At 64.9% G+C, this 20,410-nt stretch carries 18 protein-coding genes and 1 tRNA gene; 15 read left to right on the top strand and 4 right to left on the bottom strand.

What is annotated here, in order from left to right; translation table 11 throughout:
• Positions 1–12: 12 nt before the first annotated feature.
• Together AC0L15_RS13615 and AC0L15_RS13610 are read right to left on the bottom strand one after the other, a co-directional pair.
• Positions 13–339, bottom strand: coding sequence for a hypothetical protein (locus AC0L15_RS13615; protein ID WP_287250741.1), 327 nt, complete (start codon positions 337–339; stop codon positions 13–15).
• 278 nt (positions 340–617) lie between these two features.
• Positions 618–1,424 carry an undecaprenyl-diphosphate phosphatase gene (locus tag AC0L15_RS13610; protein ID WP_287250743.1) on the bottom strand — a complete coding sequence of 269 codons (807 nt, stop codon included), beginning with the start codon at positions 1,422–1,424 and terminating at the stop codon, positions 618–620.
• A 182-nt stretch (positions 1,425–1,606) separates the two neighbouring features.
• On the opposite strand from AC0L15_RS13610, the gene AC0L15_RS13605 reads away from it, so the two are divergent.
• The 13 genes from AC0L15_RS13605 to AC0L15_RS13545 all read left to right on the top strand — a co-directional run bounded on the left by AC0L15_RS13605 (position 1,607) and on the right by AC0L15_RS13545 (position 13,429).
• Positions 1,607–2,299, top strand: coding sequence for a glutathione S-transferase family protein (locus AC0L15_RS13605; protein ID WP_287250745.1), 693 nt, complete (start codon positions 1,607–1,609; stop codon positions 2,297–2,299).
• Positions 2,280–3,440: a tRNA epoxyqueuosine(34) reductase QueG gene (queG, locus tag AC0L15_RS13600; RefSeq protein WP_287250746.1), complete on the top strand. Its 1,161-nt coding sequence runs from the start codon at positions 2,280–2,282 to the stop codon at positions 3,438–3,440. Before AC0L15_RS13605 ends, queG begins: the two co-directional genes overlap by 20 nt.
• A complete protein-coding gene (locus AC0L15_RS13595; protein WP_287250748.1) occupies positions 3,437–4,339 on the top strand; it encodes an SDR family oxidoreductase in 903 nt (300 codons plus the stop codon). Before queG ends, AC0L15_RS13595 begins: the two co-directional genes overlap by 4 nt.
• Before the next feature lie 59 nt (positions 4,340–4,398).
• Positions 4,399–5,571, top strand: a complete 1,173-nt coding sequence (gene mepA / locus AC0L15_RS13590; RefSeq protein ID WP_287250749.1) for a penicillin-insensitive murein endopeptidase — start codon at positions 4,399–4,401, stop codon at positions 5,569–5,571.
• Positions 5,572–5,874: 303 nt separating this feature from the next.
• Positions 5,875–6,894 carry a glucokinase gene (locus AC0L15_RS13585; protein ID WP_287250399.1) on the top strand — a complete coding sequence of 340 codons (1,020 nt, stop codon included), beginning with the start codon at positions 5,875–5,877 and terminating at the stop codon, positions 6,892–6,894.
• 114 nt (positions 6,895–7,008) lie between these two features.
• A complete protein-coding gene (locus tag AC0L15_RS13580; RefSeq protein ID WP_287250402.1) occupies positions 7,009–8,877 on the top strand; it encodes an ABC transporter ATP-binding protein in 1,869 nt (622 codons plus the stop codon).
• Entirely contained in the window at positions 8,874–9,716 is an 843-nt protein-coding gene (gene dapB / locus AC0L15_RS13575) for a 4-hydroxy-tetrahydrodipicolinate reductase (protein WP_473496476.1), read from the top strand. The genes AC0L15_RS13580 and dapB overlap by 4 nt, the downstream gene beginning before the upstream one ends.
• A gap of 33 nt (positions 9,717–9,749) precedes the next feature.
• On the top strand, positions 9,750–10,370 hold the full coding sequence (locus tag AC0L15_RS13570; RefSeq protein WP_473496475.1) for a 2,3-bisphosphoglycerate-dependent phosphoglycerate mutase: 621 nt from the start codon (positions 9,750–9,752) through the stop codon (positions 10,368–10,370).
• 68 nt (positions 10,371–10,438) lie between these two features.
• Positions 10,439–10,523: transfer RNA gene (locus tag AC0L15_RS13565), tRNA-Leu, on the top strand.
• A gap of 367 nt (positions 10,524–10,890) precedes the next feature.
• Complete coding sequence (locus AC0L15_RS13560; protein WP_473496474.1) at positions 10,891–11,856, top strand: ABC transporter substrate-binding protein; 966 nt, start codon at positions 10,891–10,893, stop codon at positions 11,854–11,856.
• Positions 11,853–12,545: a L,D-transpeptidase gene (locus AC0L15_RS13555; protein ID WP_287250408.1), complete on the top strand. Its 693-nt coding sequence runs from the start codon at positions 11,853–11,855 to the stop codon at positions 12,543–12,545. The genes AC0L15_RS13560 and AC0L15_RS13555 overlap by 4 nt, the downstream gene beginning before the upstream one ends.
• A 184-nt stretch (positions 12,546–12,729) precedes the next feature.
• On the top strand, positions 12,730–12,948 hold the full coding sequence (locus AC0L15_RS13550) for a hypothetical protein (RefSeq protein WP_473496473.1): 219 nt from the start codon (positions 12,730–12,732) through the stop codon (positions 12,946–12,948).
• Positions 12,949–13,189: 241 nt separating this feature from the next.
• The gene (locus AC0L15_RS13545; protein ID WP_287250454.1) at positions 13,190–13,429 is read left to right on the top strand and encodes a hypothetical protein; all 240 of its coding nucleotides are present in this window, start codon (positions 13,190–13,192) and stop codon (positions 13,427–13,429) included.
• Between the two features lie 182 nt (positions 13,430–13,611).
• On the opposite strand, the gene AC0L15_RS13540 is transcribed toward AC0L15_RS13545, so the two are convergent.
• Entirely contained in the window at positions 13,612–15,654 is a 2,043-nt protein-coding gene (locus AC0L15_RS13540; RefSeq protein ID WP_473496472.1) for a BTAD domain-containing putative transcriptional regulator, read from the bottom strand.
• Between the two features lie 244 nt (positions 15,655–15,898).
• On the opposite strand from AC0L15_RS13540, the gene AC0L15_RS13535 reads away from it, so the two are divergent.
• Both AC0L15_RS13535 and AC0L15_RS13530 read left to right on the top strand, forming a co-directional pair.
• Positions 15,899–16,987, top strand: coding sequence for a PLP-dependent cysteine synthase family protein (locus tag AC0L15_RS13535; RefSeq protein ID WP_287250412.1), 1,089 nt, complete (start codon positions 15,899–15,901; stop codon positions 16,985–16,987).
• A gap of 21 nt (positions 16,988–17,008) precedes the next feature.
• Positions 17,009–18,547 carry a pyridoxal phosphate-dependent decarboxylase family protein gene (locus AC0L15_RS13530; RefSeq protein WP_287250413.1) on the top strand — a complete coding sequence of 513 codons (1,539 nt, stop codon included), beginning with the start codon at positions 17,009–17,011 and terminating at the stop codon, positions 18,545–18,547.
• Between the two features lie 108 nt (positions 18,548–18,655).
• On the opposite strand, the gene AC0L15_RS13525 is transcribed toward AC0L15_RS13530, so the two are convergent.
• The gene (locus AC0L15_RS13525) at positions 18,656–20,296 is read right to left on the bottom strand and encodes an ABC transporter substrate-binding protein (RefSeq protein ID WP_287250416.1); all 1,641 of its coding nucleotides are present in this window, start codon (positions 20,294–20,296) and stop codon (positions 18,656–18,658) included.
• Positions 20,297–20,410: the final 114 nt, after the last annotated feature.

Genomic DNA, 20,410 nt, shown 5'->3' with positions numbered 1-20,410 from the left:
ACCTTGCTGCGTTTACAGCGGCCATGAGAGATTGAGGTTCATTTCGCCCTTGCCTTCGGTGACGTACGGACCACAGCGCTTCAATGCATCCGCGAAATCCCTGGCCAAGCCCTTGAACGTCTCGGTCTGCGGCGCAACGTCAACGATTTGGATGGCACTGACGTGCCCCTCGCGGGTGAAGCTGACGTGGACATTTGCTCTGAAGCTGATCCCGCGCATCGCCGTCTGCGTAGTCCAACAGCTTGCTGCCCGTTCGACAATGTGGCGGCTCAGACCATCACCAGCGGACGCGGTGGTCGCGGCGCCGATCACGAGAACTCCCAAGATGCGGTTGATCATCCTTTATCTCCTCAGTTCGACGCCCGAACCGTGTGGGAACGTCGTGGGAGAGAGGACGCGAGGGCTCGTTCGAAGTCATGATATCGGCGTGAAAAAGTTCTGAAGAGTGGTGAACGCGGTCGATTTGGCTATCGGATGCACGCAAACGGGCAAGAGCGAGCCCGCGAGGACGGCTTGGGTTGGAGGGGCGGGTCTACGCTGGTCGTCCCCCACCATCAGCCGACATTGTTAGGCCAAACGAACCAATAGAGCCCTGGCGACAAAATAAGCGTGCCGCCTCAGCCCCAGACGAACAGCGCCGCCAGGCCGACGGTGCCGATGACCAGCCGCCACCAGCCGAACAGCGAATAGCCGTGACGCGAGACGTAGTTGAGCAGGAAGCGCACGACGATAAGCGCCGCGACGAAGGCGGCGATGAAACCGGCGGCGATGATCGGCAGATCGGCGCTGGTCAGCACATTGCGGTTCTTGAACAGGTCGAAGGCGAAGGCGCCGACCATCGTCGGCATGGCGAGAAAGAAGGAGAATTCCGCAGCCGCCCGTTTGTCGACGCCCAGAAGCAGCGCGCCGACGATCGTCGAACCGGAACGCGACGTGCCGGGGATCAGCGAAAGGCACTGGAACAGCCCGATCTGCAGATAGAGCCGGAGCGGAAACCGCTCGACGTCGTGATAGAGCGGCTTCGGCTTGAAGCGATCCACCCACAACAGGACCAGGCCGCCGATGATCAGCATGACGCAGATCAGACTCGGCGATTCAAACAGCACCGTCTTGATGAAGCCATGCGCCAGTGCGCCGATGACGGCCGCCGGCAGAAAGGCGACGAGGATGCCGAGAACGAAATGCCGCGTCACCCGATCACGCGGCAGATCGACCAGCATCTGCCACAGGCGATGGAAATAGACGCTGAGGATCGCCAGTATGGCGCCGAGTTGGATCAGGATCTCGAAGGCCTTGCCGGTCGAATGGAAGCCGAGAAAATGGCCGGCAAGCAGGATATGGCCGGTTGACGAGACCGGAATGAACTCGGTCATGCCCTCGATCATGCCGAGCAGCAGCGCTTCGACAATGGTCTGGCTTTCCATGGAAACCTCGGCGTTCGAGTGAGAGCTTTGAAGAACGGCTTGCTTGTCATGGCGCGGAACTCCTCCTATAGGTCGCAGCACCCTGACGGCCCTTTGAATCGGGGCGGCCCCCCGGAATCGGGGCGGCCAAGACTTACCGGCGCAGCCGGCGATTTGCCAGTGCGCTCTATTATCGCGGGACCATGCTGACGCTTTTCCACCACCCGATGTTCGCCACCTGCCGCTTCGTTCGCCTCGCTTTCGGCGAGTATGGCGAGGAGCTGGCGCTGATCGAGGAAAAGCCGTGGATGCGGCGCAAGGAGTTCCTGGCGCTGAACCCGGCCGGCACGCTGCCGATCCTGCTTGCCGAGGGCGACGTGCCGATCGTCGGCGCCATGGTCATCGGCGAATATCTCGACGAGACGCGCGGCGTGCTCAAGCGCGACAAGCGGCTGTTCGCCGAGGACCCAATGGAGCGCGCCGAAATCCGCCGGCTGACCGACTGGTATCTTAACAAGGCCGATAGCGAGGTGACGCGGCACCTGGTGCGCGAGCGCGTGCTGAAGCCGATCATGCCGGAAACGGCGGGCGGCGGCTCGCCCGATTCGGCTGCGATCCGTGCCGCGCGCGCCAACATCCGCCAGCATATGAAATACACCAACTGGCTGGCCGGCACCCGCCATTGGCTGGCCGGCAGCAAGGTCACCTATGCCGACCTCGCCGCTGCGGCTGCGCTGTCCGTGCTCGACTATCTCGGCGAGATCGACTGGCGCGAACACGCTGCAGCGCGCGAATGGTATGCACGGGTGAAATCACGGCCATCATTCCGGCCGCTTTTGACCGACCGGGTGCGCGGCCTGTCGCCGGTGTCACATTATGCGGACCTCGATTTCTAGAGCGCAAAACCTGCGCGCGCTGATCGACCGCGAGGCGCGGCGCGCCGGTTTCGATGCCGTTGCCGTCACCACGCCCGATGCCATCCCGCAGGCGCCGGCCCGGCTTGCCGCATTCGTCGCCGACGGCTTCCACGGCTCGATGGGTTGGATCGCCGAGACGCTCGAACGCCGCGGCGAGCCGATGGCGCTTTGGCCCGAAGTTCGCTCGATCATCGTGCTGGCCATGAACTACGGGCCGGACCACGACCCGCGCGCGGTGCTGGGCAAGCGCCAGCTGGGCGCGATCTCCGTCTATGCGCAGAACCGCGATTATCACGATGTGATGAAGGGCCGGCTGAAAGAGATCGCCGGCAAGATCGTGGGGCACTCTGGGAGCGACGTAAAAGTGTTCGTCGACACCGCCCCGGTGATGGAAAAGCCGCTGGCAGAAGCCGCCGGCCTCGGCTGGCAAGGCAAGCACACCAATCTGGTCAGCCGCGAACACGGCTCCTGGCTGTTCCTTGGCACCATCTTCACGACGGCCGAGCTTGCATCCGATACGCCCGAAGACGACCATTGCGGCTCTTGCCGCGCCTGTCTCGACGTCTGCCCGACCGACGCCTTTCCGGCTCCCTACCGGCTCGATGCGCGACGCTGCATCTCCTACCTCACCATCGAGAACAAGGGGCCGATCCCGCTCGAGTTCCGCGAAAAAATCGGCAACCGCATCTATGGCTGCGACGATTGCCTGGCCGCCTGTCCATGGAACAAGTTTGCCCGGGCAGCGTCCGAGCAAAAGCTCGTCGCTCGCGCCGATTTGCGTGAGCCGCCGCTCGCCGATCTGTTGGCGCTCGACGACGCTGCTTTCCGGTCGTTCTTTAGCGGTTCGCCGGTCAAGCGCATCGGTCGCGACCGCTTTGTCCGCAATGTGCTGATCGCCGCCGGCAATTCCGGCGAACCGTCGCTCGGCAACGCCGTGCGTGCGCTGCTCGGTGACGCCTCGCCGCTGGTGCGCGGCGCAGCGGTTTGGGCGCTGTCACGGCTTGTGCCGACTTCGGAATTCGCCAAATCGGCCAGCGCTGCGGTGAAAGCAGAAGGCGACGAGGCCGTGCGACGCGAATGGCGCCTGGCGCTGGCAAACCAGATCGAGGCGCATGCATGAGCGAGAAGCAGATCCTCATTTTCGGCGCCGGCTATTCGGGCAAGGCATTTGCCCGCGCCGGCAAGGATGCCGGCACCATCCTTGGCACGACACGCGCAGCGGAGAAATTCGAAGCGCTGCGGCAAGCCGGAATCCAGCCGCTCCTTTTCGATGGCGCGCTGACGCCTGAAATCAGCGACGCGCTCGAGAAAACAACCCACCTCGTCGTCTCGGTGGCGCCGGAAGAGGCCGGCGACCCGGTGCTGAATGCGGCGCGCCCGGCTATCACGAAGATGCCGGCGCTCGAATGGATCGCCTATCTGTCCACCGTCGGCGTCTACGGCGACCATGGCGGCGGCTGGGTCGACGAAACCGCCGAATGCAGGCCGGTGTCGAAGCGCTCGATGCTGCGTGTCGCCGCCGAGCAGGACTGGCTGAAGCTGGGTCGCGACATCGGGCGGCCGGTGGCGATCCTGCGGCTTTCCGGCATTTATGGGCCGGGCCGCAATGCCCTGGTCAATCTCGAAAACGGCACCGCGAGGCGGCTGGTCAAGCCGGGCCAGGTGTTCAACCGCATCCATTGCGACGACATTGCGGGGGCGCTTTGGCATCTGCTCAAGCACACCAGTGGCGGCATCTTCAATGTCACCGACGATCTGCCGGCGCCGCCGCAGGACGTCGTCACCTATGCCGCAGAGCTGATGGGCGTCACACCGCCGCCGGAAATTCCGTTCGAGACCGCCCAACTTTCGCCCATGGCGCGGTCGTTCTATGGCGAGAACAAGCGCGTCGCCAACACGGCTATCAAGGCGGCCGGCTATCGCTTCCGCTTTCCGGACTACCGGTCGGCCTTCGACCATATGTGGGTTTTGGGCAACTGGCGCGATGGCGAGGCGCGCAGCCCGATGAAGCGGTCGTGATCGAAATCGCGTGCCGGGCGTGCTATGATTCGACTTAATTTGCAGAGGGGTTCTGCTTCATGACGATGTTGAAGCGATCATTGCGCGGCAAATCGCTGCTGCTGAAGCGCGTCGCAACGCGCTTTAGATTTCTGTTCACGCATGTCGTTGTCCCAAAACCGCTGCGCACTTTTGGGCGACATGCATTGGCAGCACTCGCCGTCCTCGCCGTGGCGGGGCTTGCAGCGCGACCTGCGGCGGCCGAGGAACTGGCGAAAAACCTGTTCGGCGCCAAAAAGCTGCCGGCCGTGGCTGCGCCGCAGTCGATCGGTTTTTATTCCAAGGGCTGCTTTGCCGGCGGCGTCGCCATACCCCTGAACGGCCCGAAATGGGAGGTGATGCGGCCTTCACGCAACCGCCGCTGGGGCCATCCGACGATGATCGCGCTGATCGAGAAACTGTCGCGCGACGCCGCGGCCGATGGCTGGCCCGGCCTTTTGGTCGGCGACATTTCGCAGCCGCGCGGCGGCCCGATGCTGACCGGCCATGCCTCGCACCAGATCGGCCTTGACGCCGACATCTGGCTGACGCCGATGCCCGACCGCAAGCTTTCGCTCGAGCAGCGCGAAAACATGAGCGCCACCTTGCTTGTCGACGAAAAGACCCATTTGGTGAAAGATGCGCTCTGGGCACCGGAGCATACGCGGCTGCTGAAGCGCGCGGCAAGCTATGCGGAAGTCGAGCGAATCCTGGTCAATCCCGGCATCAAGAAGAAGCTCTGCGACACGGTGAAAGGCGACCGCGGATGGCTGCGCAAGGTCAGGCCGTTCTGGGGCCACGACTATCACTTCCACATCCGCATCGGCTGCCAGCCCGGCTCGCCCAAATGCAAGGCGCAGGAAAACACCGCGCCAGGCGACGGCTGCGACCAGTCGCTGGCATGGTGGTTCACCGAGGAGCCATGGCGCCCCAACAAGAACCCGGACAGGCCGAAAGCGCGCGACCTGATGACGATGGCGAGCCTGCCCGCAGCATGCCAGGCCGTGCTCGACGGGCCAGATCCGGCTTCCGCGGAGGCGGTCACCTATTATGGCGACGGGGTGCCGGTCGCGGCTGCACCCGTTCTCACCAAGGCTCCGTCGCCGGCGCGGGCATCGGCAAGCGGCGCGGCAGCCCTCCCGACCACGGCCAACGCCTACGCCGAAACGCCCGAGATCGGCATTCCGCTGCCGCGACCCCGGCCGGGGTATTGAGGCGAACAACCAACTGTTGGGGTCGGCGCCGCCCCTCATCGCCCTGCCGGGCATTTCTCCCCGTATAGTGAGGGGGAGAAACGGGCTGGCCGCTGCCTTCGCGCCCTGCCTGCGACGCTGGTGATTGGCGAAACCGGTGACAAGAGCGCCCCTCTCCCCGTCACTGTACGGGGAGAGGATGCCGGCAGGCAGGTGAGGGGCGGCGCCAAGGCTCTCCCCTGAAGCGACTTTCCCTTTCCCGGGTCATGCGCTAGTCAAGAAAAGAACGGCGGAACGCCACTGGGAACCGGGACGGACGAGAGCATGCCAGGCGACGACGACACAGTGCTGCAGTTTCCGGTCCTGATCGGCGACATCGGCGGCACCAATGCGCGCTTTTCGATGGTGCTCGACGCGACTTCGGAACCAACCGAACCGCAGATCGTCCAGACCGCCAATTTCAACACGATCGACTCAGCGATCCAGGCGGCGGTGCTCGACCGCTCGTCGGTGCGGCCCAACTCCGCCGTGCTGGCGGTGGCCGGCCCGGTCGACAGCGACGAGATCCCGCTCACCAACTGCCCGTGGATCGTCAAGCCGAAAAAAATGTTTGCCAGCCTCGGCCTCGGCGACGTCGTGGTGCTCAATGATTTCGAGGCGCAGGCGCTGGCCGTCGTGGCGCTCGGCGAAGAGCATATGGAGAAGATCGGCGGCGACGCGCCGGAGCCCAATGCCGGGCGCGTGGTGCTCGGCCCCGGGACCGGGCTTGGCGTCGCCGGCCTGGTCCACGCGCTGAACCACTGGATACCGGTGCCCGGCGAGGGCGGGCACATGGATATCGGGCCGCGCTCGCCGCGCGATTTCCAGGTGTTTGGGCATATCGAGAAGCTCGAAGGCAGAATTTCCGGCGAACAGATCCTGTCCGGACGCGGCCTGGTCAATGCCTACCGGGCGGTGGCCAGGGCGGACGGCAAGCCGGCGCCGTTGACCACGCCGGCCGAGGTCACCGCCGCGGCGCTGGCGAAGTCAGATCCGGTGGCCGAGGAAGCGCTGTCGCTGTTCGTCACCTGCCTCGGGCGCACCGCCGGCGACCTTGCGCTGGTGTTCATGAGCCGCGGCGGCATCTTCCTGACCGGCGGCATTGCGCAGAAAATCCTGCCGGCGCTGAAAACCGGCAATTTCCGCGCCGCCTTCGAGGACAAGGCGCCGCACAGCGAGCTGATGCGCACCATGCCGGTCTATGTGATCACCCATCCGCTGGCAGCGCTTTCCGGCCTTGCCGCCTATGCCAGAAACCCATCGCTGTTCGGCGTCCAGACGGCGGGGCGACGCTGGCGGGCGTGACCCCACAGAGTTTTTGCCGGCCATTGCCATAGGCAAGCCGGCACCGGGGCGCTAAGAGGATTGCCGAATTAACCCGGCCGCGGAGCTGGACCGACGTCACGGAACAATCACGACTTGAACCAGTCGCCAAACACCCAAGCCCCAAACCACCAAGCCAAAGCCCGGCCCGGCGAGGTCGTGGCGGTGATCCGCCGCATCCTCGCCGAGAACGGCCGCGACTATCGCTGGTATTATGCTGTGGCCGTTCTGTGCCTGGTGATGGTTGCGGCCACGACCGCCTTCACCGCCTGGATCATGAAGGATGTCGTCGACCAGATATTCTACCAGCAGCGCGGCGATCTGATCGCGCTGATCTGCTTGTTGATCCTGGGTGCCTTCATGCTGCGCGGGCTGGCCACCTACGGTCAGGCGGTGACGCTGGCCAGGATCGGCAACAATCTGGTGGCGCGCTACCAACGCCGCATCTTCGCTCATCTGATGAAGCTCGGCATCAATTTCTTCAACGACACGCGCTCGGGACGGCTGGCCGCCCAGATCAACGAGAACGTCAACGGCATCCGCGACCTGCTGTCGATGACGCTGACATCCTTGGCACGCGACGCCGTATCGCTGATCGCGCTGATCGGCGTCATGATCTGGCAGGATCCGATGCTGTCGCTCATGTCGCTGCTGATCGGGCCGCCGCTGATCTACACCGTCGTCTATCTGACCCGCAGAATAAGGCGCGCCACGCGCGAAGCCGTGCAGATAAACGCGCGGCTGATCGGCGCCATGCAGGAAGCAACGCAAGGCATCGCCATCGTCAAGGCGTTTACGCTGGAGGACGAGCTGTCGCGCCGCATCAGCGATCTTGTCGCCGGCGCCGAGCAGCGGGCAAACCGCATCGCCCGCGTCTCGGAACGGTTATCGCCGATCTCCGACATGCTGGCCGGCTTCGCCGTCGCCGGCGTCATCGCCTATTCCGGCTACCGGGCAGCCGTCGGCGGCCAGCCGCCCGGCGCCGTGTTTTCCTTCATCACCGCACTGCTGCTTGCCTACGACCCGGCCCGGCGGCTGGCGCGCATGCAGGTCGGCATGGAACGGGCGCTGGTCAATGCGCGCATGATCTACGAGTTGCTCGACCTCGAGCCGCAGCAGGGCGACGCGCCCGGAGCGGCCGAAGCGAAGATCACCCGGGGCGAGGTGCGCTTCAACCATGTGTCGTTCGGCTATGTCGCCGACGCTCCGGTGCTGCAGGATCTCAGCTTCGTTGCCGCCGCCGGCAAGATGACGGCCATCGTCGGCGCCTCGGGCGCCGGCAAGTCGACGCTGGTGGCGCTGCTGCAGCGCTTTTACGATGTCGAGGCGGGCAGCATCGAGGTCGACGGCCAGGACATTTCGCAAGTCACCAAGCAGTCGCTGCGCCGCTGCATCGCCTATGTCTCGCAGCAGCCCTATCTGTTCGAAGGCAGCATTCGCGACAACATTCGCTACGGGCGGCTGAGCGCCAGCGACGCCGAGATCGAGCTGGCCGCGCAACAGGCCGAGGCCGATGGCTTCATCCGCCAGCAGCCGCAGGGCTATGACACCCCTGTCGGCGAAGGTGGCCTGACGCTGTCGGGTGGCCAGCGCCAGCGCCTGTCGATCGCTCGCGCCATCGTGCGGCAGGCGCCGATCCTGCTGCTCGACGAGGCGACCTCGGCACTCGACAACGAGGCCGAAGCGCGCGTCCAGCAGGCGCTGACCCAGATCATGGCGGGCCGCACGACCATCGTCATTGCGCACCGGCTGTCGACCGTGGTCAATGCCGACCATATCATCGTGCTGGAACAGGGCCGGCTGGTCGAGCAAGGAACGCATGCCTCGCTGATGGCCGACCCGCACAGCGTCTATGCCCGGTTCCACCGGGTGCAGGGCAACAAGGGGCTGGGGCTTGTCGACGACGGCAAGCCAATCCAAACTCCGCTGCGGCGCGCAAAAAAGGCGATTGGGAGAAATTTATGAGCGGTACGCCCACAAACGACCCCCCCGTCAGTGAAATGGGCCTGGTGGTGGTCGGCGCAGCCGGTCGCATGGGCCAGGCGCTGATCCGCGCCATCCACACCATTCCGGGCGCCCGCGTCGCCGGCGCGATCGAGCGGACCGGCTCGCCGCATCTCGGCAAGGATGCCGGCGAGCTGGCCGGCATCGGCACTATCGGCGTGGTGATCGGCGACGATCCGCTGCCGGCCTTCGCCAGGGCCGACGGCGTCCTCGATTTCACCAGCCCGGCGGCGACCGTCGAATTCGCCGGCTATGCGGCGCAGGCGCGCATCGCCCATGTCATCGGCACCACCGGCTGCTCGGCGGACGACAATGCAAAGATAGCGGCGGCGGCGCGCCACGCGACGATCGTCAAGTCAGGCAATATGAGCCTCGGCGTCAATCTGCTGGCGGTGCTGGTGGAGCAGGCGGCGCGCGCGCTCGATGCCGACGATTTCGACATCGAGATCCTGGAAATGCACCATCGGCACAAGGTCGACGCGCCGTCGGGCACGGCGCTGCTGCTCGGTGAAGCCGCCGCCGCTGGACGCGGCATCGACCTTGACGGCAACAGCGTGCGGTCGCGCGACGGCCATACCGGCGTGCGCAAGACCAGCTCGATCGGCTTCGCCACGCTGCGCGGCGGCTCGGTGGTCGGCGACCACAGCGTCGTGCTGGCCGGCACCGGCGAGCGCATCACGCTTGCCCATCACGCCGAGGACCGGGCGATCTTCGCCCGCGGCGCGGTCAAAGCCGCACTGTGGGCGCGCGGCAGGAAGCCGGGTCTGTATTCGATGCGCGACGTGCTCGGACTCGCCTGAGACGATCTCATCCACCAAACTGAAGGAGCAAAAATGTCGGGAACTCTCGTGCTCGTGCGCCATGGCCAGAGCGAATGGAACCTGAAGAACCTTTTCACCGGCTGGCGCGACGTCGACCTGACCGAATTGGGCCACGCCGAGGCCAGGGAGGCGGGCGCCAAGCTGAAGGCGCGCGGCATGAAATTCGACATCGCCTTCACCTCGTCGCTGATCCGGGCGCAGAAGACCTGCCAGCACATTCTCGACGCGGTCGGCCAGAGCGATCTTGAGACCATCCGCGACCAGGCGCTGAACGAGCGCGACTATGGCGATCTCTCCGGCCTCAACAAGGACGACGCGCGCCAGAAATGGGGCGAGGAGCAGGTGCATGTCTGGCGCCGCTCCTACGACGTGTCGCCGCCCGGCGGCGAAAGCCTCAAGGACACCGGCGCGCGCGTCTGGCCCTATTATCTGCACGACCTGCAGCCGCATGTGCTGCGCGGCGGCACAGTCCTGGTCGCGGCGCACGGCAATTCCCTGCGCGCGCTGATCATGGCGCTGGACGGCAAGTCGGGCGAGGAGATCGTCAGACTGGAGCTCGGCACCGGCGTGCCGGTCATCTACAGGCTCAACGCCGATTCGACGGTGGCATCCAAGGAAGTGCTGGCCGGCTGAGCCGGCGGGGCAGCTTTCAAAAAAGCGCGTTGACACTCACCGTTTGCCCGCCTAAAGAGCCCGCACCAGCCCAGATGGCGGAATTGGTAGACGCGCACGGTTCAGGTCCGTGTTCCGCAAGGAGTGGAGGTTCGAGTCCTCTTCTGGGCACCAATCCCTTTGTAAGCTCTTGATTTCCTGGAAACCTTAGGTTTCCGGGTCATCAGCTGCTACACAAAGCAGTCGCCTTGCGAATGACCTCACCCAACCAGGCGTCCTGATACGCCCCCTGGTTCTTAAGGCGCATGCCTGCGGACATCTCTAAGGTTGTCGCGCGGCGGCCGTGTCTGAGCATCTTCCCATACGGAATGTCATCGAGTAGCGTGCAGGGGCGGCATGTGACGGCGCTCTCCTTGGCGAATGCACTGCTGCACCTTCAGCAGTTGCCGTCAGACCATTGGGCTGCTGTCACAACCCCGTGCTTGCCGTGACAGATTGTTCCCGTCCCGGTTCTTTTCGGCACCGAAACGAGGGGAAAGAAATGCACAACCGATTGCGGCGGTGCCTGCGGAGAATGTCGCTGGCGGCATTGACGATGCTGGCGGTTCCCGTCCACGCGGCTGATCTCGTCATTGCAATGCCGAACTGGCCGTCGGGCCAGGCGACCGCAAACATTCTCAAGGTCAGCCTGAAGCAACATTTCGGGCTCGATGCCGATGTGCGCGAGATGGGGACGCTCATTGCCTTTGCCGGCCTCGATTCGGGCGAGGTGGATATTCATCCCGAAATCTGGCTGCCCAACCTGGACAATCTGGTGAGGAAGTATGTCGACGGCGCCGGCACGGTAGCCATCAGTCCCATCGGTGTGCCGGCATGGCAGGGCATATGCGCCACCCGCGAAACTGCCGACAAATTTGGCATTCGCGACATTTCGGATCTCACCGACCCGCGCAAAACCGCCGCGTTGGACACGGACCGGGACGGACGCGGAGAACTCTGGATTGGCGCCGAGGGCTGGTCCTCGACGGCTATCGAGCGTGTCCGCGCCAATAGCTATGGCTACGCCGAGACAATGACATTGCTGGAGACGCCGGAGGATGTCGGAATGGCGGCTGTCGATGCCGCGGTTGCCACGGCTCATCCGATGGTGTTTGCCTGCTACGCGCCGCATCACGTGTTTGAACTGCACGAAATTGTCCGGCTTGCCGAGCCGCCTTTTGACCCGGCAAAGTGGAAGATCGTGCTGCCTTCCGAGGACCCGCTCTGGGTCTCGAAGTCCAGCGCGCCGGTATCATGGGATACGGCACATTTCCACATCGCTTACGCCACCTCGCTGCGCAAGAAATATCCTGAGGTGGTCGCGTTCCTGGAACGGGTCGCCCTCAAGCCCGAGGACGCCACTAAGATGAGTTATGCGCTCCAGGTGGAGCGCCAGGATCCTTACGAGTACGCCAAACAATGGGTCGCCGCGCAGGGCGCTCGGGTGCAAGGGTGGGCAAATCCATGACCGGAAAGCTGACGATCGCGGGACGCAGCGCTCTCCAGCGGCACTCCCTGACGGCAATTGTCGCGGTAGCGCTCGGTCTTGTCGCGGTGGCGGCGCTGGCTGCCGGAACCCAGGTTTTCGATCCGAAAACCCGCAAATGGGTGGACTATGACCGCGCCAAGGCGCGCAAATACTATGCCGCGCATAATCAAGTGCCAGAGGCGTTTCGCCCGCAGATGGTTAAGTTCCGCACCGCGGAAGCGCCCGGTACCATCATCATCGACGGCAACCAGCATTTTCTCTACCTTGTGCAGCCGGGTCAGCGCGCCATGCGCTACGGTATTGGCGTCGGCCGGGAAGGCTTTGGATGGGCCGGAATCGTGCGCGTCGGCCGCATGGCGGAATGGCCGACCTGGACGCCGCCGGCCGAAATGGTCGCTCGCGATCCGAATGCTGTCAAACATGCGGGAGGCATGCCGGGAGGGCCTGACAACCCGCTCGGCGCCAGGGCGCTCTATCTGTATGAGCGCGACCAGGACACGATCTACCGGATACACGGCACGCCGGAGCCGTGGACGATCGGGCTCGACGTGTCATCAGGCTGCATCCGGATGCGGAACGACGACATCACCGACCTGGCATCACGCGTCAAGGTTGGGGCCAAGGTCATCGTTCTCATGCAGGGGGCGGCACTTTACAAGGGTGTTTGAAGCCGGGGTGTTTGAAGCCGGGGTGTGTGAAGCCGGGGTGTGTGAAGCGGCATTCGGAGAGGGACAAGCAATGTCGGCAAAACCTGCAGTGAGAACTTCGATCCGGGCAACAGCAATTGGATTCCTGGCGGGGGCCTTGAGCGCTTGCGTCAGCACGCCGCCGCCGCCGCCGCCTCAGGACCAGATGTCCAGGACCCAGGTCGAGACGGCCCCGGCCGACCTTCAGCTGCTTTGCGCCGACGCAGCCGCCAAGGCGAGCGGTGCCGACAGCAGCAAAATACTTCCGGTTTCGTCGAGCAAGATCGATTCCACAACCTATCGGGTCGAACTCGATGCCGGCGGCAAGAAGACAAGCTGCCTTGTCGATACCGAAGGCAATGTCAAATCCGTTCAGCCCACCTGATCCGCTCTGGTCGAAGGATTTTGCGGCGATCTGACGATTGCCGCGAACGTGGCGTCGGCTTCGGACGTGACGATTGGTGGCGACCAGCCGCGGCAAGGTTCAGACACTAGGAGAAAAAGCCCGGCCGACGGCAGCGTGTCTCAACCCAGCGGCATCATCGCGATTGGCAGGTTCGGGCATTCGCTGTACCATTCCTGCGCCGGTCGGCGAAATTGCGCGTTCCGGCAAGGGAGAAACGTCCATGTTACGATCAATTTCGCTCGCGGTTTTCCTGGCGGTCGTTCCTGCGGCAGGCTTTGCAAATTCATGCCCGACCATCATGGCCGCGATCGACGCGGCGTTGCCGACCGCGACGCTGGCCGAGGCCGACATGAACAAAGTCAAGGAACTGCGCGCCCAAGGCGAGAAATTGCACGCCGCCGGCGATCATGCAGGGTCGGAGGCTGCGCTCAACCAAGCCAAGTCGATGCTCGGCATATAGATGCTCCACCTTCTCCCCCTGTGGGAGAAGGTGGCCGAGCGAAGCTCGGTCGGATGAGGGGTGTTCCAGCTTGGCACCAACAGCGCTCCGTCCAGCACCCCTCAACCGTCTCGGCGCTGCGCGCCGATCCACCTTCTCCCACAGGGGGAGAAGGGAAGCTCTCCACCGCCCAGCCCGCGTGATCACCCCAGCCCAATCCGCCTGGCGCCCTGCCGGAACATCGCCTCAGCGTCCGGCTCGAAGCGGAAGGTGCCGATGAAATCGTCGGCACAGTAGTTCGGCAGCGTCTTGCGGATGGCGGCCGCGAAAGTGCGGGCCTCGTCAAGCCGCCCCGCCAGCGCAAGGCAGTGCGCCGCGATCGCCAGGATGATGGCATGCGCGTTGGGACGGGCGGCGGCCTTCAGCGCCCATTCGGCGGCCTCGTCGAACTGCCCGAGGCGGACATGCGCCATCGCCCTGGCGCCGAGCATGCCGAACAGCAGCGGATCGAACGGACTCAGATGGCGCGAGTGATCGGATGAACCGATCGCCGCGTTCGGATCACCCGACTGCGAGTGGACAAACGAAAGCGCGTAGTGGCCGAGCGCAAAGTTGGGGCTGAGATCGACGGCCCGTTCCAGCTCGATGAGCGAGCCGTCCTGCTCGCCGCGCAACCACAGCGCCCGGCCCATGGCCCAGTGCGCGGCCGGATTGTGATCGTCGACCAGAAGACTTTGGCCGGCGGTTTCGAAGGCGAGCGCGCTTTCCTGGTCGCGGTCTCCCCAGCGCTGAAAGGCGTTCTGCCAATGGGTGAAGGACAGGCCGGCATAGGCGCGGGCGAAGGTCGGATCGAGCTTCAGGGCCATGTCGAAGAAATGCCGGGCCTGCTCGTTTTCCGTGCGGGTGAAGCGATACATGTGCCAGAGGCCGCGATGGTAAGCCTCCCAGGCATTCAGCGAGCTGGGGGCTTTCAGCATGGCGCGGTTGCGCTCGACCATCTCGATCTCGGCCGAGATCGACGAGACGATGCTGTCGCCGATGTCGTTGAGGACGGCAAAGATGTCGTCGGGCCTGCGTTCGAAGGTCTCGGCCCAGACGATCCTGGCCGTGCGCACCTCGACAAGTTCGACGCTGACCGCGACACGGCCAGCCTGGCTGCGCACCGTCCCGGTGGCGACGTAGTCGACGTTGAGTCGCCGGCCGGCATCTTCCGGCGCGATGTTCTTTTCGGCCAGCGCAAAGACTGAGCCGCGGGCGATGACGAAGAAATCCCTGAGCTTGGCTAAACGGGTGATGATGTCGTGGGTCAGGCCGTCGGCCAATCCACCGCGAAAGGGGCCGCCGCGAGGGCCGCCGATCCCGGCTTCCTCGACAAACGGCATCACCGCGAGCGACGCCTTCGACGTAGCAGTATCGGCATGGGGAAGCACAATTGACGCTTGCGCGGCTGCCGGCAACAGCGCCGGCTGCGCCCGGAGCGTCGCGGCAGGTCGTTCGCTGCGGATCGTCCGCCATGCCTGACGAACGGGTCCGAAATCCAGATCCTCCGAAGCAAACAGCTGCGCCGCCGAGGCAAGATGGTCCTCGCAGGCGGCGATCTGGCCGCGTCGCGCCAGGCTTGTCAGAAGAGCCACGTGCGCGCGCTCGTCGAACGGATTGAGTTCCAGCCATGTCTCCAGATGCGCGGACATTTCGTCGGCATCCGCCGGCAGCTTGCTGACCAGCTGTTCCAGAATGGCGGCGTGCCACGAGCTGAAGCGGCGGCGTTGCGCGATAAGCCAGCTGTTGAAATGCGGGCTGCGGTCGATCTCCAGCCCGTCGAGGAAGTTGCCGACGAATAGTCTGGACAGGGCCTGCAGCCGCTCAAGATCGAGCGTCTCGATGCCGCTGGCGGCGGCCGAGGCGACATCGACGGCGTCGACGGAAATGCCCTTCAGATCGAGCGCGACCGTGTCGCCTGATGTTTCGATCCTGTGGCGATCCGGTTCGTCAAAAATGCCCCTGAGCTTGCTGAGGCACCAGCGAAGCTCGCCGCGCGGATCGTTCGGCACATCCCACAAAAGCTCGCACAGACGGCTGCGGCCGACGGCATGCGGCGCGAGCGCCAGATAGGTGAAGAGCGCGCGCAGCTTGCGCGATGCCGGCAGTTGCACGGTGGCGCCGTCGCGGATGACCGTCAGCGGCCCGAGCAGCCGCACGGACAGCCCGGCCGCTGCGCCGTCCAGGCTCGATCGAGCGGATTCCACGTGCGTTTCCACGCTTGCTCCCACGCTGGCCAGTTGTCCTTTGCTTTACCATCGAAAGCGATCGAGTGCATCCGGCAACGAATTTTCCGCGCCGGTTGCCGGCATTGCCACCGTTCCGGGCCGCGTTGGCGGCACCGGAACCGTACCGCGGCAAGGTCTCGAAACCTCGCCGCCCAAGCCGCCGGTTTGTAACCGGCTCGTGACGACGATACCTCGTGACGACAACAATAAGGCGAGAGCAGACATGTTGCAGCAACGGAAAATCAGGACCACGGCCGGGCGCGGCCGCCTGTTCGACAGCATTATCGACACGGTCGGCGACACGCCGGCGATCAGGATCAACAATCTCGGCCCCGATCATGTGACGATCTATGTAAAGGCCGAGTTCTTCAATCCGGCGGCGTCGGTGAAGGACCGGCTGGCGCTCAACATCATCGAAGAGGGCGAGCGCAGCGGCGCCCTGAAACCGGGCCAGACCGTCGTCGAGGCAACCAGCGGCAACACCGGCATCGGCTTGGCCATGGTCTGCGCGCAGAAGGGCTACCCGCTGGTGGTGACGATGGCCGACAGTTTCTCCATCGAGCGCCGCAAGCTGATGCGCATGCTGGGCGCCAAGGTGGTGCTGACGCCGCGCGCCCAGATGGGTTTTGGCATGTACAACAAGGCGGTCGAGCTCGCCGAGGCGAATGGCTGGTTCCTGGCCCGCCAGTTCGAGACCATCGCCAATGCCGCCATTCACGAGGCGACGACGGCGCGCGAGATCATCAACGACTTCGCCGGATCGCGGCTCGACTGCTTCGTCACCGGCTACGGAACCGGCGGCACCGTCGTCGGTGTCGGGCGCGTGCTGCGCCGCGAGCGTCCCGAAACCCGGATCGTGCTGGCCGAACCTGCCAACGCCCAGCTCATCGGCAGCGGCAAGGCGCAGCAGCGCGGCGCCGACGGCGCACCCGCCGCCAGCCATCCGGCCTTCGAGCCGCACCCGATCCAGGGTTGGACGCCGGATTTCATTCCCAACGTCCTGCAGGAGGCGGTCGACGCCAGCCTCTATGACGAGGTGGTGCCGATTGCCGGGCCCGAGGGCATCAAATGGGCCAAGGCGCTGGCCCAGAAGGAAGGGATTTTCACCGGCATTTCCGGCGGAGCCAGTTTTGCCGTGGCGCGCCAGATCGCCGAAAAAGCCGCACCCGGCTCGGTGATCCTGTGCATGCTTCCCGACACCGGCGAACGCTACATGACGACGCCGCTGTTCGACGGCATCGAAGCCGAGATGGACGCGGAGGAGATTGCCCTCTCGCGCTCGACGCCGGGCTGCCAGTTCCCGGCCGAGTAACGGCATACGGGAGCGACGCAGATGGACGCAGTGCTGAAAGCCGCCAGTACGGCCGGTATGGTTGCCGAAGAAACGCTCGACCCGATCGACTGGGCCGATGTGCAGGCGCTGTCACACCGGATCGTCGACGACGCGGTCGACTATCTGCGCGATGTCAGGGAACGCCCGGTGTGGCAGGACATGCCGGCGGAGGTGAGAGAATTTTTCGCAGAGCCGCTGCCGCAATCGCCTCAACCGCTGGCCCAGGTCTATGGCGAGGTCGCCCGCAACGTGATGGCCTACCCCATGGGCAACATCCATCCGCGCTTCTGGTCCTGGTACATGGGGTCGAGCAATTTCACCGGGGCGCTCGGTGATTTCCTGGCGGCGGTGCAGGGCTCCAACCTCGGCGGCGGCAACCATGCCGCCGCGCTGATGGACAGCCAGGTCGTCGACTGGTGCAAGCAGATGATGGGCTTTCCGCAATCGGCCAGCGGCACGCTGGTCAGCGGCGGCTCGATGGCCAACATCATCGGCCTGACCGTGGCCCGCAACGCCAGGGCAGGCATCGACGTGCGCGAGCATGGCGTTGCCGCCATCGACAAGCCGCTGCGTTTCTATGGCTCGGACCAGCTTCACTCCTGCCACCGCAAGGCGATGGAGGCGCTCGGCCTCGGCAACCAGGCGCTGCGCCGCATCCCGACCGACGCCGGATTGCGGATCGACATCGACGCGTTGCGGGCGGCGATCACTGAGGACCGCCAGGCAGGTTTTCGGCCGGCCTGCGTGATCGGCACGGCAGGCACCGTCAACACCGGCGCGATCGACGATCTGCAGGCGCTGGCAAGGCTGGCGGCGCAGGAAGATCTCTGGTTCCATGTCGACGGCTGCATCGGCGCGCTGATCGCCATCGCGCCGGAAAATTCCCATCGCGTTGCCGGCATCGAGCACGCCCACTCGATCGCGCTCGATCCGCACAAATGGCTGCACGCTCCGTTCGAGGTCGGCTGCGTGCTGATCAGGGATGCCTCTGCCCATCGCAGCACGTTCGCGGTGACGCCGGAATATCTCGAATCGACGCCGCGCGGCCTCGCCTCGGGGCAGTGGCTGCATGATTTTGGCCTGCAGACGTCACGCGGTTTCAGGGCGCTGAAAGTGTGGATGGCGCTGAAGCAGCACGGTATCGAGAAATTCGGCCGCCTGATCGACCAGAACATCGCACAGGGCCATTGTCTCGGCGCGCTGATCGAGGCCGAACCGCTGCTGGAACTGGTCGCGCCGCCGAGCATCAACATCGTCTGTTTTCGCTATCGCGGCGACGGGCTGACGGGAGAGCGGCAGAAAGCGCTCAACAGCGAGATCATGCTGAGGCTGCAGGAAGACGGCATCGCCGCCCTTTCGGATACGACGGTGCACGGCCAGCATTGCCTCAGGGCAGCGATCAACAACCACCGCACCCGGCGCGACGACCTGGATTTGTTGGTGCGGGAGACGGTTCGTCTTGGACTGGAAGTTTCAAGGCGTGGCACCGCTCTGCCTTCTCCCTTTGTGGGGGAAGGTGGCCGCGAAGCGGCCGGATGAGGGGCGTTCCAGCTTGGCTCCGCCGCACTCCGTCCAGCACCCCTCTTCCGTCTTGGCGCTGCGCGCCAATCCACCTTCTCCCACAAGGGGAGAAGGTAAGACCCGCGATCACGCCTCGAGCCAGACCTTCTCGAAATGCTGCTCCAGCGACTGGTGCTGCTCGCAGCCATGCACGCCCTTGCGGAACGTCCGGTAGACCGAGCGCCAGTAGGGCTGGATGATGATGCCGGAGTCGCGCAGATTCTGCTCGATCTTGGCCATGATCTCCTTGCGCGCACTGGCGTCGGGTGTGGCCAGCGCCTTGTCGAGCAAGGCGTCGAACTCCGGATTGGCGTAGGCGGTCTCGTTCCAGGCAGCGCCCGATCTGTAGGCCAGCGCCAGCACCTGGACGCCCAGCGGCCGGCCGAGCCACTCGGTGCAGGAGAAAGGATATTTGCTCCAGTCGTTCCAGAACGTCGCCGCCGGCAGCACGGTCCGTTTGACCTTCAGCCCGGCGTCGCGCATCTGCGCGGCGATGGCGTCGCCGGTGTTCTTCTGCCAGTCGACATCGACGGAGATGAGCTCGTATTCGTGATCGGACTTGCCGGCCTCGGCAAGCAGCGCCTTGGCTTCGTCGACATTCCGGACGGCCGGGCCGATATCGGCGTATTCGGCATGCATCGGGCCGACATGATGGTTCTCGGCCGGCTTGCCGCGGTCGTCCATGCCGATCTTCAGGATTGCGGCATTGTCGACGGCGAGCTGGGCGGCGCGCCGCACCCTGATGTCGTCATAGGGCGGATTGCCGACGTTGAAGCGCGCGACGATGGTCGAGCCGGTGGCAAGCTCGGAATTGCTCAGACCCATGGCGTCGGTCTGCGAGACGGTATCGGCGGCGGTTTCGTGGTTGGTGTCGATCTCGCCCGATTCGAAGGCCGAAAACATCGCATTGGGATCGGAGCCGTAGTCGACCCATTGGATGCCGTCGAGCCAGAAATCGCCCTTCCACCACGGCTTGTCCTTGCGGCGGACCTCGGCGCCGACCTCGGCGTCCCATGCCACCAGTTCGCAAGGTCCAGTGGTGATCGCCAGGGCCTTCAGCGGATCGCCGTCGCCGTCGTAGCTGCGGTGCATGATCAGCGCCGGATAGTCGGTCATGCCGGCAATCAGCGAAATGTCGGGCTTCGGCAGATTGAGCCGGACGGTAAAGTCGTCGACACGCTCGATGCCGCCGTCGATCGGCTTCTTGGTGGCGGCGTCGACCAGCGCCCCCATCCGCTCGGCGACCGAATTGCCGGCAACGCTCGCATCGCACCAGCGCGTCAAATTGTGGACGACATCGTCGGCGTTGAAGGTGTCGCCGTTCGACCAGGTGATGCCCTTGCGGACATGCAGCGTCAGCACGCGGGCGTCGTCGCTGGTCTCCCAGCTCTCGAGCAGCCACGGCTCGAAGGTGAAATCGCGGTTCCAGCGCACCAGATATTCGTTGCAGTGGCGGGCGACATTGGACATTTCAACGCCGTCGAAGGTGCGCGGGTCCTTCCAGCCCTTGACGTTCATGGCGACGCGCAGGACGCCGCCACGGTTCGGCTCCTGCGCCCTGGCCGGCGAAGGCGCGAGGCCGCCAAGCGCCAGCGCGCCGGCGACGCTGACGCCAAGTGCTGCCATGGTGGCGAGATATTCGCGCCGGTTCATGCTGCCTTTTTTAAAACCGTCGGCGACGGGCTCGGCCTGCGGATGCAGCGCTCTTTCGGTCAGCATCAACTTCATCGTCGAATCCTCCCTGTCGGGGGGGGGGGGGGGGGGGGGGGCGGAGGGGGGGGGGGCGGCGGGGGGGCCCCCCCCCCCCGCCAATGGTTTTATGTTGTATGTTTGTTGGAGAGG

This window comes from Mesorhizobium sp. WSM4846 (genome assembly GCF_055811415.1).
The sequence above is the reverse complement of the archived record's forward strand: the minus strand, read 5'-3'. Positions and strand labels throughout refer to the sequence as shown.